This window comes from Akkermansia biwaensis (genome assembly GCF_026072915.1).
GTDB classification, from domain to species: domain Bacteria; phylum Verrucomicrobiota; class Verrucomicrobiia; order Verrucomicrobiales; family Akkermansiaceae; genus Akkermansia; species Akkermansia biwaensis.
Genome location: NZ_AP025943.1, coordinates 470,794 through 484,679 on the forward strand (window position 1 = coordinate 470,794; position 13,886 = coordinate 484,679).

Consider the following 13,886-nt stretch of genomic DNA (forward strand, 5'->3'; position numbering starts at 1 on the left):
GGAGGAAGGTTTCCCCCGCCCTCCGGAAAAGGTTTATTTGTCGTCGTCGACGATTTCGGCGTCCACCACGCGGCCTTTCGCCTTGCGGGGGCCGTCGGAAGCTTCTTCCTCAGGAGCGGCTCCCGGCATGGGGCCGGACGCACCGGCGGACTGCTGGGCGGCTTCCGCTGCCTTGTAAAGGGCTTCCAGTTTGGCTTCCAGGTCGCTCTTGCCGGACTTGATAGCCTCATAGTCCTTCCTGGAAATGGCTTCCTTCAACTTGGCCACCTTGCCTTCGATGTCGCTCTTGAGGTCCGCGGGCAGCTTGTCGCCCATGTCCTTGAGCTGGCGTTCCACGGAGAAGCAGAGGGAGTCGGCCTGGTTGACGGTGTCAATCTCTTCGGCGCGCTTCTTGTCTTCTTCCGCATGGGCTTCCGCATCGCGCTTGGCGCGTTCGATTTCATCCTTGGACAGGCCGCTGGAACCCTGAATGGAAATCTTCTGTTCCTTGCCGGTACCCTTATCCTTGGCGGAAACGTGCAGAATGCCGTTGGCGTCAATGTCGAAGGTGACTTCAATCTGAGGCACGCCGCGGGGAGCCGGGGAAATGCCGTCCAGCTTGAAGTTGCCGAGAAGCTTGTTGTCCTCAAACATCTTGCGTTCGCCCTGGCACACGCGGATATCCACGGCGGGCTGGTTGTCCGCGGCGGTGGAGAACACTTGGCTCTTGCGCACGGGGATGGTCGTATTGCGGTCGATCATCGGAGTGGCGATGCCGCCCATCGTTTCAATGGACAGCGTCAGGGGAGTCACGTCCAGCAGCAGAACGTCGTTCACGTCGCCCTGAAGCACGCCGCCCTGAATAGCGGCGCCCACGGCCACTACTTCGTCCGGGTTCACGCCCTTGTGGGGTTCCTTGCCGGCCAGCGTATGGGCCATTTCCTGAACGGCAGGCATGCGGGTCATGCCGCCCACCAGCACCAGTTCGTCAATGTCGCCGGTTTTCAGGCCGGAGGCGGAAATGCAGTCCAACACGGGCTTGCGGGTGCGGTCCAGCAGGTCTTCCGTAAGCTGTTCCAGCTTGGGACGGCTCAGCGTCAGCTGAATATGCTTGGGGCCGGAAGCGTCCGCCGTGATGAACGGCAGGCTGATATCGTAACTCTGTGTGGAGGAAAGGGCAATCTTGGCCTTTTCGGCTTCTTCCTTGATGCGCTGGATGGCGTCCGGCTGATTGGAAAGGTCCATGCCGGAATCCTTCTTGAACTCATCCATGATCCAGGAAATGATCGCGTTGTCCCAGTCGTCGCCGCCCAGGTGGGTGTCGCCGTCGGAAGCTTTTACTTCGAAGACGCCGTCGCCGATTTCCAGCACGGAAATATCGAAGGTGCCGCCGCCAAGGTCATAAACGGCGATGTTTTCATTGGACTTCTTGTCCAGGCCGTAGGCCAGGGCCGCAGCGGTCGGTTCGTTGATGATGCGGCGCACTTTCAGGCCGGCGATTTCACCGGCGGCCTTGGTCGCGTTGCGCTGGGCGTCGTTGAAATAGGCGGGAACGGTAATCACGGCTTCCGTGATGGTTTCGCCCAGTTTCGATTCAGCGTCGGATTTCAGCTTGGCCAGCACCATGGAAGCGATTTCCTGGGGTGAGAAAGTCTTCTTTTCACCGCCCACTTCCACGCGGATGTAAGCGTCCCCGTTGGGAGCTTCCACGATTTCATAAGGAACCTTTTTATCCTCGTCCGTCAGCTCGCTGTACTTGCGGCCGATCAGGCGCTTGGAGGAAAACACGGTGTTCTTCGGATTGGTCACCGCCTGGCGTTTGGCGGCCTGCCCCACGAGACGTTCACCGCTTTTGGTGAAGGCCACAATGGAGGGAGTGGTGCGCGCACCTTCGCTGTTTTCAAGAACGGTCGCCTGACCGCCTTCCATCACAGCCATGCACGAGTTGGTCGTGCCCAAGTCAATTCCTAATATTTTAGCCATATCGTTATGTTAGATTGTTTTGAATGGATTCCGTTGAGATTTGATCTCCCTATGACCTGAAGTGTCATACAGGCAAACTCATGTTCATGCCCTACTTGGTGCAAATGCCATGCCAGCCCCGTTCAAATAGGGCATAAACATAATAATCCTCTGTATATCAAAAATGAATGGATTTTACAACTTCTCCACTAATTTTCCTGGCGCATCCAAAAGAGACATTTTGTCACACCAAAATAGTGACAAAATGTCTCACCTGGTCACTTTGTCCCATCTGCCGGGACACGTGCGGCGGCTTCCGGCTCCGCGTTTTTTCCAGTGGTCCCGGAACCGCAGCACTCCCCATAGGCCAGGCGTTTCATGAAATCCTTGTAAAGCAGCGTTTCCATCCGGCCGTCGGCATATTCCACCACCGCACTCATGGTTTCCACCCAGTCTCCGCAATTCAGATAGCGTATATCCCCCACCATGGCGTCCGCCGGATGGTGCACATGCCCGGCGATGATCCCTTCGCACTGTCTTTTGACCGCCAGATTCTGAAGCTGTTCCTCATACTTGCCGATGAAATTGACGGCGGATTTCACCTTTCCCTTGATGGCGCGGGAAACGGAATAATACTCCTTGCCGCACCAGACACGGTACCTGTTGTACAGACGGTTGACCATCAGCAGCACGTCGTAGCCCAGGGAGCCGAGCACCGCCAGCCACCGGTGATTGGTGGAAATGGCGTCAAACCCGTCGCCGTGCACGCACAGGTAACGGCGGCCGTCCGCCGCCCCGTGAACATATTCCTTGGCGATGTGCAGCCGCCCCAGGGCGAAGGGAAGAAACCGCTCCAGAACGTCGTCGTGATTCCCGCGCAGGTACAGTACTTCCACGTCCTCCTGTTCCATCTTCTTCAACAGAGTGCGGATAAAACGCGTATGCCGCCTGCGCCAGCGGCTGCCGCGGGAAAGAGCCCAAGCATCCACAATGTCCCCCACCAGCACGATCTTTTCCGCCCGGATATGCTTCAGGAACCTGCGGCATTCGTCCGCCTTGGAATCCTTGGTCCCCAGGTGAATATCGGAAAGAAACACCGTACGGCACTCCAGCACCGCACCGCATGGGGAACGCGCGCATCCCGCGCCGTTCTCCTCACAGGCTACGGAAGCAAGAATTTCCTCAAACCGGTCGCAGACGGCGTCCCAGGTTCTGAAACGGACGGTCTGCCGCCCCTGTTCTCCCAGCCTGCGGACCAGCTCCGCATCCTGAAGCAGCCGGCACATGGCCGCATAAAAGCCCTCTATATCCCCCTTCTCCGCCTGCAGGCCGTTCACACCGTTGAGCACCACGTCTGCGGACGCGGCATAACGGTAGCTCACCGTTGCCAGCCCGCTGGCCATCCCTTCCAGAAGCACGTTGCCGAAGGTTTCCGTCTCACTGGCGAACAATAGCACATCCATTCCCGCATAATGACGTGCCAAGTCCTCCCCGCTGCGGGCGCCGCAAAACACGGCGTCCGGAAACTCGCTGCGCAAGCCGCTCATCATGGGCCCGTCACCCACCACAACCATTTTCATGCCGCAATCCGGGAACTCCCGCTGCAGACGGGTATAAAGGCTCAGAACCGTAATCAGGTTCTTTTCCCGGGCCAGGCGCCCCACCACTCCAAATACGACTTCATCCCGCCAGACGCCCCAGGACTGACGCAGGGAAACATCCCTTTTTCCGGGATCAAACAAAACGACATCCACACCGCGCCCCATGACGGCCAGCCTCTCAAAACCAAGCTCGCTCAGGGAAATGAACATTTCTTCCGTAGGTACTACGGTCAATCTGGCCTGATTGTGCAATTTGCGCAAATAATTCACGGCGGCATTCTCCAGCCCTGAAAAATTGTAATTCTTCATATACTGGTGGAAATTGGTGTGGAACCCCATCACCACGGGAATCTCCAGCGCCCGCGCCGCCTTGGCCGCAGATGCGCCCATGGGGCTTTCCGTAGCGATGTACACCACGTCCGGCCTCTTCCTCATCCACCGGGAACGGAACCTGTCCACGGAAGGCAGCCCTATCTTCACTTCATGGTAAATGGGAAGAGACAGGGACGGCATGGCTGTTTCGCCCGGCACGCATACGCCCCCACGTTCGGATGCCCTCAAAACATGCACCAAATGGCCCCGGGCCTTAAGTCCCTGCACCAGACGGCCAAGAGTCATGGCCACGCCATTCACGTCCGGCGCATAGGTATCCGTCACTAAATCAATTCTCATGCCCCGGTACCATGAACCGGAGCATCTGGTCAAACAAGCCGGGCAGCGCAACAAAATTGTCACCGGCCATCGTTAGCCGGCGTGGCCGCCGGACTGAAAAACCACCTGATGACAGCCGCCTTCCCCCATTTCCACACACATTCAGTTACCCTCAGCCATGCTAATAACTGACAACAAGCCACATAAACAATTGTCTGTTGGGACCGCGCATTAGGAATCCGGTTGAAATGAACAACATAGATAAAATAAGTCGAATCACGATTATGTTCAAGAAATTATGTTATCATCTAACAGATATTTTCTATTTGATCTTCCTCCGGGATAATAATGGATTGAATTGGAGAAAGGCATTTGATATGAAAAACTAGTATTGACGCCGGATTCCTAATTCGTTATTGAAATAACCAACAACCCCAACCTCAACACATCCCAATGAAACCTATAGCCTATTACAGCTATGCAACCGCATTGTGCACAGCCTTCTGCTGCCATGCCTCGCCGCTTTACGGCCCTTTGGAAACAGGAATGCAGGAATCCCAATTGCTGAGTTCTCTGAAATCTTGCAAATCCCTTGAAGGCCCCGGCACGGACGCCTACTTGAGCCGGACCGGACTCAACGGAGCCTTCAAGACGAAAAAGCCCATCGGCGGACTCTACTTTTCCCTTCACTTTGACTACGACAAAGAGGGGGCACTGAGATCCGTTTCCTTCTATTCCAACTCAAAAGTGAGCAAGGATGAATACGATACGCGCCTAAAATCCCTGTATAAGCGCATGCTGAACGGACTGACGGGGCTTTACGGACCGCCCATGAACATGCCGGACTGGATTGAAAAGGATTCCCTCCCGGCGGATCGGGTCATGTACATGCACATGTGGCGCATCCAGCCGGGCTGTTTCCTGATGTCCGGCCTGGCAAACGCGGGAGCCTCCGGCTACATGCCCATCTTCCGCTTTTCCCCGCCCTCCGGCATGCCGCCCAAATCCAAAAAGGACCGGGACAAGCTGAAATCCGAATGGGCAGCCATTCCGGAATTCTACGAATTCGCGAAAGCCGAGAGATTCCTCTCCAATGCCGTCTTCGCCATGTCCCACAAAAAGCATCCGGAAGCCCTGCAGCATTTCCAGAAAGCTGCCGACCTCGGCAGTCCCAACGGTTACTGGGGACTGGCCCATCTTTACCGGTTGGGGACGGACGGAGTGGAAAAAAATACGCAGCTGGCCGAAGAATACACGAGAAAAGCTGCCCTGGCAGGATTTGCCCGTGCCGCCATGAAATATGGAAACACGTGGGAAAAAGCCTGCAAGGCACTCGACTTCAATGAAGCGGAAGCCACGGAATGGATCAACCGGAACAAACGGGCCGCCAGAGCCGGCTATGCCTCCGAGCAATACAACATGGGAATCATGTACCAGCACGGATTTGGCGTGGAACGCAACCTGGACACGGCAAGGGAATGGCTGCAGAAAGCGGCGGACCAGGGCCATGTTCAGGCACAGGCGGCATTGAAAAAACTTCCGGAAGCTCCGGCAGGAGAACCATTATTAATCTAACCCTTTCCCAACAAACACACCCAGAAAAGCCGGCTGCCACCTCATTAACGGCTTATGCAGTCGCTCCGGCAATTCCCTATGAAAACCACGGAACTGGCAGGGAAGCGGGTTATCCGCTTCCCTGCCAAAGTCCGGAATGGGAAATTGCCGCCAGGGACGGCGTTTTCCACCATCCCGCTCTCAGCAGATCCTCGGCAGCTGCATGCCGGACGGCATGCCAAGTACCCGCTCCACGCCCAGTCTGCCCTTCATCAGCAGGGGAGCCGTCCTGAACTCTTCCACCCGGCCAACCAGACAGGCCCCGGAGGAAACGCCGCAACCGCGCATCAGGCGCAATGCCTCATCTTCATATTCTCCGGGCAAAATCGCGAGATAACGCCCTTCGCACGCTACTTGCAGCGGGTCCAGCCCCAGCAAACCGCACGCGGCCCTCACGTCATCCCGGACTGGAATGGACATCTCATCCAGCCTCACTGTCAGCCCGGAAGCCTCCGCAATCTCTGAAAGAGTGGCCGTCAAACCGCCACGGGTCACGTCACGCAGGCAATGCACGGGAATCCCGGCCCGAATCAACGCAGCCACGGACTCATGAAGGGGAGCCGAATCACTGCACAAAGCTTCACCAAAGGACAATCCCGCCCTCAGGCTCATGATCGTCATGCCATGCCTGCCCAAATCCCCGCTGAGCAGGATGGAATCCCCCGGACGCACGGAAGAAGGGCTGATCTCCAAATCATGCGGCACTGCTCCCACCCCGGCGGTATTGATATAAATACCATCGCCTTTTCCCCGTTCCACTACCTTCGTATCCCCTGTGACGATGCGCACGCCCGCCAGACGGGCAGCCTCAGCCATGGAGTGTACCACTCTGTTCAGGACGTCCAGCGGAAGCCCCTCCTCCAAAATGAACCCCGCCGTCAGGTACAGCGGTTCCGCTCCGCTCATGGCCAGATCATTCACCGTGCCGTGAACGGCCAGGGAACCGATATTGCCGCCCGGAAACTCCAGGGGCTGAACCACAAAGCTGTCCGTCGTCACCGCCAGGCGCCCTGCAGGAGAAGACAGAACGGCGGAATCATTCTGCACGCTGCCGGACGGAGAACCGAAGGCTTCCAGAAACACGGAGCGGATCAGGTCATTCATCAGGCGGCCACCGCCGCCGTGAGCCATCTGGATGCGGTCGGAAACGGATTCTGGAACGGGACACTCAAACATAAGAAATAAAAATCAGCTTCTTTTATAGCGGTAATAGGCCGCACAGGCCCCTTCCCCGGACACCATGGGAGCCCCCAATGGAGTCAGCGGCGTACAGGAAGAACCGAAATGCGGGCATTCCACCGGCCTCAGCAAACCGCGCAGCACCTGCCCGGCCATGCAGCCGGAAGCCTCATCCGCCGTGCCGTCACAGGCGCGGCAGTCAAAACGGACGGAAGCATCCATATCCCGCCATTCCAGTCGCACCTTCATGCCGCCGCCCGGTATCAGCCCCAGCCCGCGCCAATGACGGTCCTCCGTTTCAAAAACCTCTTCCATCCGCTTCCTGGCGGCTGCGTTCCCTTCCGGCTTAACGTAACGCGGATAGGCGTTCCGGACGCCATGCTCCCCGGCCTCAAGCTGGCGGACACACATCAGAATACCGCAGAGCAGGTCCGTTCCTTCAAATCCGGTAACCGTCATCGGCACCCGGTAGCGTTCGGCAAGACGCCTGTAATCCCCCTCCCCCGTCACGGCGCACACATGGCCGGGAGCCAGAAAGCCGTCCGGCCTTCCTTCCTGCTGGTCCATCAGCCATTCCAAGGCGGGAGGAACCTGCACATGGGCGCAAAGCACGGAAAAATTGGCATGTCCCAGGGCACGCGCCTGCTGCATGGCCAGCGCCGTGGCCGGAGCGGTAGTCTCAAAACCCACGGCAAAAAACACCACGTCCAGACCGGGATTGTCTCCCGCCAGCGCAACGGCCTCCAGAGGAGAATACATTAGCCGGACATCCCCGCCGCGCGCTTTGGCGGACAGTAAATCCCCGCGGGAGCCCGGCACCCTCATCATGTCACCGTAACTGCACAAAACCACACCCGGCCTGAGACTCAGCTCCACGGCCCTGTCAATCAAATCCACGGAAGTGACACAGACAGGGCAGCCGGGCCCGTGAATCAGGCGCAGCCCCGGCGGAAGCAGTTCCTCCAGCCCCAGGGAAGCGATCGCATGAGTCTGGCCGCCGCACACCTCCATCACCGCCCACGGGCGCGTAACGGTGTGATGCAGATCATCAAGCAGTTGATAAACTTCCTCCTGCATAAACTCGGCGAGCAAATCTTCCTGTCAGCCGGATAAACGGCCCTCACACGGGTTCGGAATTCTCCACGATCTCGCGCATCTCCCTCCGCGTCTCAAGGGCGGTTTCCTCATCCAGCACGCTCAGGGCCATTCCCACATGCACAATAACGTAACTCCCCACCTCCGCTTCCGGCACGCAGGCCAGATTCACTTCCCGCGTCACTCCGCCGAAATCCACCACGCCCAGGCGGAACAGGGGATCTTTTTCATGAACGCTTACGATTTTTCCGGGAACGGCCAAACACATACTTTATCCTTTCCATTGACGAACGGCAGCCGCCGCCTGCCCCAGGGAAATCCCTCCGTCATTGCAGGGGACGCGCTGCGGCAGCGACAAAACGCACGCCCTAGACTGCGCCATGCCCATCAGGCCTTCAAGCAAAAACGCATTTTGAAAGCAGCCGCCTCCCAGCACCAGCCTGTCCTGGGAAAAACGCTCCGCCACATCAAACACCAGGTTCACGAGGCTTTCATGAAACTTCCGGGCTATCCGGCAACGGGAAACACCGGCCAGCAAATCATCATTCAAGGCCTTCAGAACGGGTCTCCAGTCCAGCTCCAGCAGGCCGCCTTCCTCATGCATCACCCATTCGTACGAATCGCCCTCCGGGCCGTCTTCGGGAAGGGAGGCGGCCCAAGACTCCAGCACCATGGCGGCATGGCCTTCGCATCCCGCCGCACCGTCAAAACCGCACCAGAACGCCACCGCATCAAACAGCCTCCCCATGGAAGACGTTGCCGGGCAATGAACATGCCGCTCCATCATCGTTTCCAGAGCCTGCCGCTTCCGGGGAGGAATTCCGTGCTCCAGACGCCGGAGCAGTCCATCCGGCCGCCACTCAGCCATTTGCCGGGCCAGGGCGCAGGCGCAGCGGGCGGGCTCCTTCACCGCTTCATCCCCACCGGGCAGCAGAAACGGCCTGATCCGCGCCACCCGTTTGGGAGCACCCTGCTCCTCCATGATAAAAAACTCACCACCCCACACCGTTCCATCCGTGCCGAACCCCGTTCCGTCCCAGGCTACGCCCAGGGCGGGGAAAGGAGTTCCATTCTCTGCGGCGCAGGCAAGCACATGCGCCTGATGATGCTGTACGGGAAAAACGGAAACACCCCATTCCCTGGCCAAACGCCGGGCGAGGGTTGCCGTCGGGTTATCCGGATGGGCGTCCACGGCAATCACATCCGGCACGGCCTTCAAGGTACTTCCCAAAACTTCCACCGTCCGCTCAAAAGCGTGCAGGGCGGCGGCGCTGTCCAAATCCCCCAGATGCTGGCTCATCACGGCCACGCCATCCTTCAGCCAGCAAACGGTATTTTTCAACCCGGAGCCGAGAGCCAGCACCTTAGGCGCCTCCGGCGCGGTGCGCCATACAGGCCGGGGCGCATAACCGCGGGCCCGGCGCACCATCATGGTTCTGCCACCCGCCACGCGCACCACGGAATCATCCACCGGACGCACGATCGGCCGGTCGTGCACGAAAAACACGTCCGCCGCGTTCTCCAGCTTCTGCAACGCCTCTTCCACGGAAATGCACAAAGGCTCCCCGCTCAAATTGCCGCTGGTCACCACGAGAGGCTTTCTCCACATATCCATCAGCAGCGCATGCACCGGGGAAGACGGCAGCATAATACCGGCAAAACGGCTGAACATGCATACGGAAGGCGCTAAATCCACATTCTTCCTCTTGACCGCCAGTACGATGGGCGCCTCGGGAGACGCCAGCAGCCGTTTCTCCTCCTCCGTCAAATGACACAGAGCCTCCGCCGCAGCCATGTCCGGCACCATCACGGCAAACGGCTTGGCATCCCTCCCCTTCAGCTTCCTCAGCCGTCTGACGGCTCCTTCGGACGCGGCATCTGCCAGCAACTGGAAACCGCCCACCCCCATGAGAGCCACAATCAGGCCGTCCGCCAGCACCCAGGCCACCTGAGCCGCAGGGGTATCAAAACCGTGGCCGAAGCCCAGCTCGGAACCATCTGAAAACAACACCTTCATGGAAGGCCCGCATTCCGGGCAGGCGATGGGCTGGGCATGGAAACGCCGGTCCCCCATGTCCTGGTACTCCTTCATGCATTCCGGACACATCCGGAACCCCTTCATGCTGGTTCCGGAGCGGTCATAAGGCATGGACTCAATAATGGAATAACGGGGACCGCAATGGGTACAGTTGGTAAAAGGATAATGATAGCGCCGGGAAGACGGGTCGCGCATCTCCCGGAGGCATTCCGGGCACGGAGCCAAGTCCGGCAGCATGATCGGCACGCCGCCGGAAGCGGGATCGCTCTCCAAAATCAGGAACTCTTCATACCCGGCAGGCTCGCAAACGGTCTGTTCCGTTCCGTAAACGCGGGCATGTTCCGGCAGGCTTTCCATCAATTCCGCAAAAAAACGTTCGGCATCCCCCGCATCTCCCTCCACGCGGATCTCCACGCCGGACTCCGTATTGCGCACGAAGCCTTTCAGGCCGAAACGCGAGGCCAGCCGATACACGTGGGGCCGGAAGCCGACCCCCTGAACCATGCCGGTAATGTCGATCTTCAAGGCTGAAACAGCCTGTTCAATGGTGATGGTGGACATGCTCCTGAACTCTTCCTGAACGAATGCGGCGCACCCGTTCCTCAATCTCCCCGCACCAAATATCCATTCCTTCCCCTGTCTTGGAAGACAACTCAATCACGCGCGCGTGATGGGCCACCTTGTTCAGAGCCGCCAGCGCGGCATCCCGGTCAAAATCCACGGCATCCGCCAAATCCGACTTAGTCACCAGGGCCACGTCTGCGGAATGGAACATGGGGGGATACTTCAAAGGCTTGTCCTCCCCTTCCGTGACGGAAAGCAGGACCACGCGCATCCCTTCCCCCAAATCATAGGAAGCGGGACACACCAGGTTCCCCACATTCTCAATCACCAGCACATCCAGGTCATCAAGCGGCATCCGCTTCATCGCCTCCGCAATCATGCGGGCATCCAGATGGCACATTGTACCGGTGGTAATCTGCACTACGGGAATATCCGCACGGCTCAGGCGTTCGGCGTCATGATCCGTAGCCAGGTCTCCAACAATCACCCCCATTCTGACACGGTTCCTCAACATCTCCGCCGTCTTCTGCAGCAGGGATGTCTTGCCGGAGCCGGGAGAGGAAAATACATTGATGACCAGCAGCTTCTTTGCTTCAAAAAAACCTCTGTTGCGTTCCGCCAAACGGTCATTGGCATCCAGCACGGGAACATGGACGTCCATGCCGTGGGCGTGTCCTTCATGGGTGTGTTCACCTCCGCATCCGCAATCTTTACACATAATCAATACTGATATTTGATTCAGAAAAAGTGAATCTTTCTCACTTATCCTATGTCATACCTTCTCCCGGTCAAATAAAAACGCCGCGTTTTCCAATAAACAAAAGGGCCTTATTGGGAATTTCCCGCTCCGGCACATCTCTGCCGGGGAAGGGCCAGCCGCATGTACACCAAATCGACGGCCCGGGCAAGGCGCTCCGTCATATACCCGCCTTCCTCCAACTCCTTCACGGCGGCGTCAAGCCTTCCGGCCGCCATTCTTATCTCATGCGCCCACGGTATCCCTATATCTTCCTGTATAACCATATCTTTTGCCAATACAGCCAAATTCTGAATATCCCATAAGGAAAAATCCTTTTTCCACAACTCCTTCACAACCTCCTGGTCTCCTTCCCCTGCCCCGGCCTTCTTCAGAATAGACCTAACCTCCTCCACATGCCTGGAAACGCTCACGGCCAAATACTCAAAGAGGCAGGGAGGCAAGAGGGAAAAGGCACCCTTCCGTCCATCCTCATGAAAAACGGTCTTTCCCCAAAAACATCTTTCCATGATTTGGTACACATCCATGATTCCGTTACAAATCACATCATCCATTAATCCGTCCCGAAAAAAGCTGTCCACAGCTTCATCCAGAATTCCTCTTTGGACACATGCAAATTCCTTTGCTTCCACAGCCTCCCGGGAACGCAATAATTCGGGAGAATACCTTGTCCTGCCTGTAACCATCATGACATTACGGGCATCTATTTTAAGAACCGTTACAGTAGCTTTATCAAACTCATCCCGTACATCGGAATCCAGACGCGGCCTTTCTCTCACACTTTTCAGTAAGTAAATCGCCTTCTCGACAATCTTGTTGCCCTCCTTCAAATCATACTGCAAGCTCTTCAAAGGATCGGGGCCCATCTCCCTGCCCAGTACAGCCTCAGGCATGCAGGCGGCAACCAGAACACAGGCAATGGGAAAAACACGTACCATCATTGGAATAAGGCAATTATTTCCAAAGAATAATCTTATTGCCATGAAACACAACTCAAATTCACGCTGTTCCCCTTCTGCATCAGCATCTTTCTTCATCACCTGCTCCGGCCATGGCCGCCCATGCCTTTTCCTTTGAAATTCCTTCATCATAAGTATGTGGGCTTGCCAAGGCATTAAAATCCTGTAAACTATTTCGTCCTCAGTTAACATTCCTTTACTCAGGTTATGCCAGACGCTCGCTTTCAACCACTTCCCGGATTCCGCGACTTCTCCCCGGCGGACTGCGCCGTACGCAACTACCTCTTTGACGCATGGAAAAGGGTGGCGCACCGCTACGGATTCCTGGAATGGGAAGGCCCCACGGTGGAAGCCACGGAACTGTACCTGAAAAAAAGCGGAGGCGAACTGCCCACCCAGCTCTTCCGCTTCATGGACCAGGGGGAACGGGACATCACCATCCGCCCGGAACTGACGGCTTCCCTGGGACGCATCGCCGCCGCGTACCAGCGGGAATACACCAAGCCGCTCAAGTGGTTTGAAATTGGCTCCTGCTTCCGTTACGAAAAACCGCAAAAAGGGCGCCTGCGCGAATTTTACCAGTTCAACGCGGACATTCTGGGGGAAAGCTCCGCCTGGGCGGACTCCGAACTCATTGCCCTGGCTATCGACTGCATGAGGGAACTGGGCTTCACGCAGAATGACTTCATCGTCCGCGTCTCCGACCGTGAAGCCTGGATCAGGTTCGCTGCGGAACACGGCGTGCAGGAACAGGACATCCCTGTTTTCCTTGGTATCGTGGACAAATTCGAACGCGACCGTCCGGAAGAATGCCAGCGCAAGCTGGATGCCTTCAGCATCAGCCGCAACGATCTCGTGGACTTCATTGAAAACCCGCCTGCCGGAGCCTCCGAACGCTACGAAACCCTGCTGAAAGACCTGACGGCCCGCGGCCTGGAAACCTACGTAAAGCTGGACCTCTCCGTGGTCCGCGGCCTGGCGTACTACACCGGCCTGGTCTTTGAAATCTTTGACACGCAAAGAAGTCTGCGCGCCGTAGCCGGCGGAGGCCGGTACGACACCCTCGTGGCCGCCCTCTCCGGCAATGCGGTGGACATGCCCGCAACAGGTTTCGCCATGGGAGACGCCGTCATCGGCCATCTCATCGACCAGACGCCCCGCGCCAGGGCACTGAAAGAAGCGGCGCTGGCGGCCGCGGGATGTGACGTCTTCATCATACAAGCGTCCGAAAACCGCCGTGCGGAAGTACTCTCCATCGCCTCGGCCCTTCGTGACCAGGGCTACAGCGTGGACATCCCCCTGACCTTCACCAAATTCAACGGACAGATGCAGAAAGCCGTCAAATCCGGGGCACGTCTGGCCCTGGTGGTCGGCGATGAATTCCCCACCCTGGAACTGCGCGACCTGACGGCACGCACCTCCGCCCAAATAGTCATGGAAGACCTGTTCGACTCCATTGCAACCGCGGCGAACCTTGCCTGATCCAG

10 protein-coding genes are annotated in these 13,886 nt (G+C 57.6%); 2 read left to right on the forward strand and 8 right to left on the reverse strand.

What is annotated here, in order from left to right:
* Positions 1 to 33 precede the first annotated feature (33 nt).
* Positions 34 to 1,962: a molecular chaperone DnaK gene (gene dnaK / locus OQH67_RS01910; RefSeq protein ID WP_067951974.1), complete on the reverse strand. Its 1,929-nt coding sequence runs from the start codon at positions 1,960 to 1,962 to the stop codon at positions 34 to 36.
* A 257-nt stretch (positions 1,963 to 2,219) separates the two neighbouring features.
* On the reverse strand, positions 2,220 to 4,214 hold the full coding sequence (locus OQH67_RS01915) for a glycosyltransferase (RefSeq protein ID WP_215435265.1): 1,995 nt from the start codon (positions 4,212 to 4,214) through the stop codon (positions 2,220 to 2,222).
* 432 nt (positions 4,215 to 4,646) lie between these two features.
* On the opposite strand from OQH67_RS01915, the gene OQH67_RS01920 reads away from it, so the two are divergent.
* Positions 4,647 to 5,768 carry a tetratricopeptide repeat protein gene (locus OQH67_RS01920; protein WP_215435264.1) on the forward strand — a complete coding sequence of 374 codons (1,122 nt, stop codon included), beginning with the start codon at positions 4,647 to 4,649 and terminating at the stop codon, positions 5,766 to 5,768.
* Positions 5,769 to 5,948: 180 nt separating this feature from the next.
* Here OQH67_RS01920 and hypE read toward each other — a convergent pair whose 3' ends face one another.
* From hypE to OQH67_RS01950, 6 genes are all read right to left on the reverse strand, one after another.
* Positions 5,949 to 6,983, reverse strand: coding sequence for a hydrogenase expression/formation protein HypE (gene hypE, locus OQH67_RS01925; protein ID WP_215435263.1), 1,035 nt, complete (start codon positions 6,981 to 6,983; stop codon positions 5,949 to 5,951).
* Positions 6,984 to 6,995: 12 nt separating this feature from the next.
* Entirely contained in the window at positions 6,996 to 8,078 is a 1,083-nt protein-coding gene (hypD, locus tag OQH67_RS01930) for a hydrogenase formation protein HypD (RefSeq protein WP_251828161.1), read from the reverse strand.
* Positions 8,079 to 8,106: 28 nt separating this feature from the next.
* Positions 8,107 to 8,349: a HypC/HybG/HupF family hydrogenase formation chaperone gene (locus OQH67_RS01935; RefSeq protein ID WP_067571190.1), complete on the reverse strand. Its 243-nt coding sequence runs from the start codon at positions 8,347 to 8,349 to the stop codon at positions 8,107 to 8,109.
* 3 nt (positions 8,350 to 8,352) lie between these two features.
* Positions 8,353 to 10,680: a carbamoyltransferase HypF gene (gene hypF, locus OQH67_RS01940; protein ID WP_215435262.1), complete on the reverse strand. Its 2,328-nt coding sequence runs from the start codon at positions 10,678 to 10,680 to the stop codon at positions 8,353 to 8,355.
* Positions 10,661 to 11,401: a hydrogenase nickel incorporation protein HypB gene (hypB, locus tag OQH67_RS01945; protein WP_067571186.1), complete on the reverse strand. Its 741-nt coding sequence runs from the start codon at positions 11,399 to 11,401 to the stop codon at positions 10,661 to 10,663. The genes hypF and hypB overlap by 20 nt, the downstream gene beginning before the upstream one ends.
* A gap of 110 nt (positions 11,402 to 11,511) precedes the next feature.
* Positions 11,512 to 12,591: a hypothetical protein gene (locus tag OQH67_RS01950; protein ID WP_215435261.1), complete on the reverse strand. Its 1,080-nt coding sequence runs from the start codon at positions 12,589 to 12,591 to the stop codon at positions 11,512 to 11,514.
* A 15-nt stretch (positions 12,592 to 12,606) separates the two neighbouring features.
* On the opposite strand from OQH67_RS01950, the gene hisS reads away from it, so the two are divergent.
* A complete protein-coding gene (gene hisS, locus OQH67_RS01955; protein WP_215435260.1) occupies positions 12,607 to 13,881 on the forward strand; it encodes a histidine--tRNA ligase in 1,275 nt (424 codons plus the stop codon).
* Positions 13,882 to 13,886 lie beyond the last annotated feature (5 nt).

Bases quoted from the DNA above. Each gene is read 5' to 3' on its own strand.
- dnaK (WP_067951974.1), bottom strand. From the start codon at position 1,962: ATGGCTAAAATATTAGGAATTGACTTGGGCACGACCAACTCGTGCATG.
- OQH67_RS01915 (WP_215435265.1), bottom strand. From the start codon at position 4,214: ATGAGAATTGATTTAGTGACGGATACCTATGCGCCGGACGTGAATGGC.
- OQH67_RS01920 (WP_215435264.1), top strand. From the start codon at position 4,647: ATGAAACCTATAGCCTATTACAGCTATGCAACCGCATTGTGCACAGCC.
- hypE (WP_215435263.1), bottom strand. From the start codon at position 6,983: ATGTTTGAGTGTCCCGTTCCAGAATCCGTTTCCGACCGCATCCAGATG.
- OQH67_RS01935 (WP_067571190.1), bottom strand. From the start codon at position 8,349: ATGTGTTTGGCCGTTCCCGGAAAAATCGTAAGCGTTCATGAAAAAGAT.
- hypF (WP_215435262.1), bottom strand. From the start codon at position 10,680: ATGTCCACCATCACCATTGAACAGGCTGTTTCAGCCTTGAAGATCGAC.
- hypB (WP_067571186.1), bottom strand. From the start codon at position 11,401: ATGTGTAAAGATTGCGGATGCGGAGGTGAACACACCCATGAAGGACAC.
- OQH67_RS01950 (WP_215435261.1), bottom strand. From the start codon at position 12,591: ATGTTAACTGAGGACGAAATAGTTTACAGGATTTTAATGCCTTGGCAA.
- hisS (WP_215435260.1), top strand. From the start codon at position 12,607: ATGCCAGACGCTCGCTTTCAACCACTTCCCGGATTCCGCGACTTCTCC.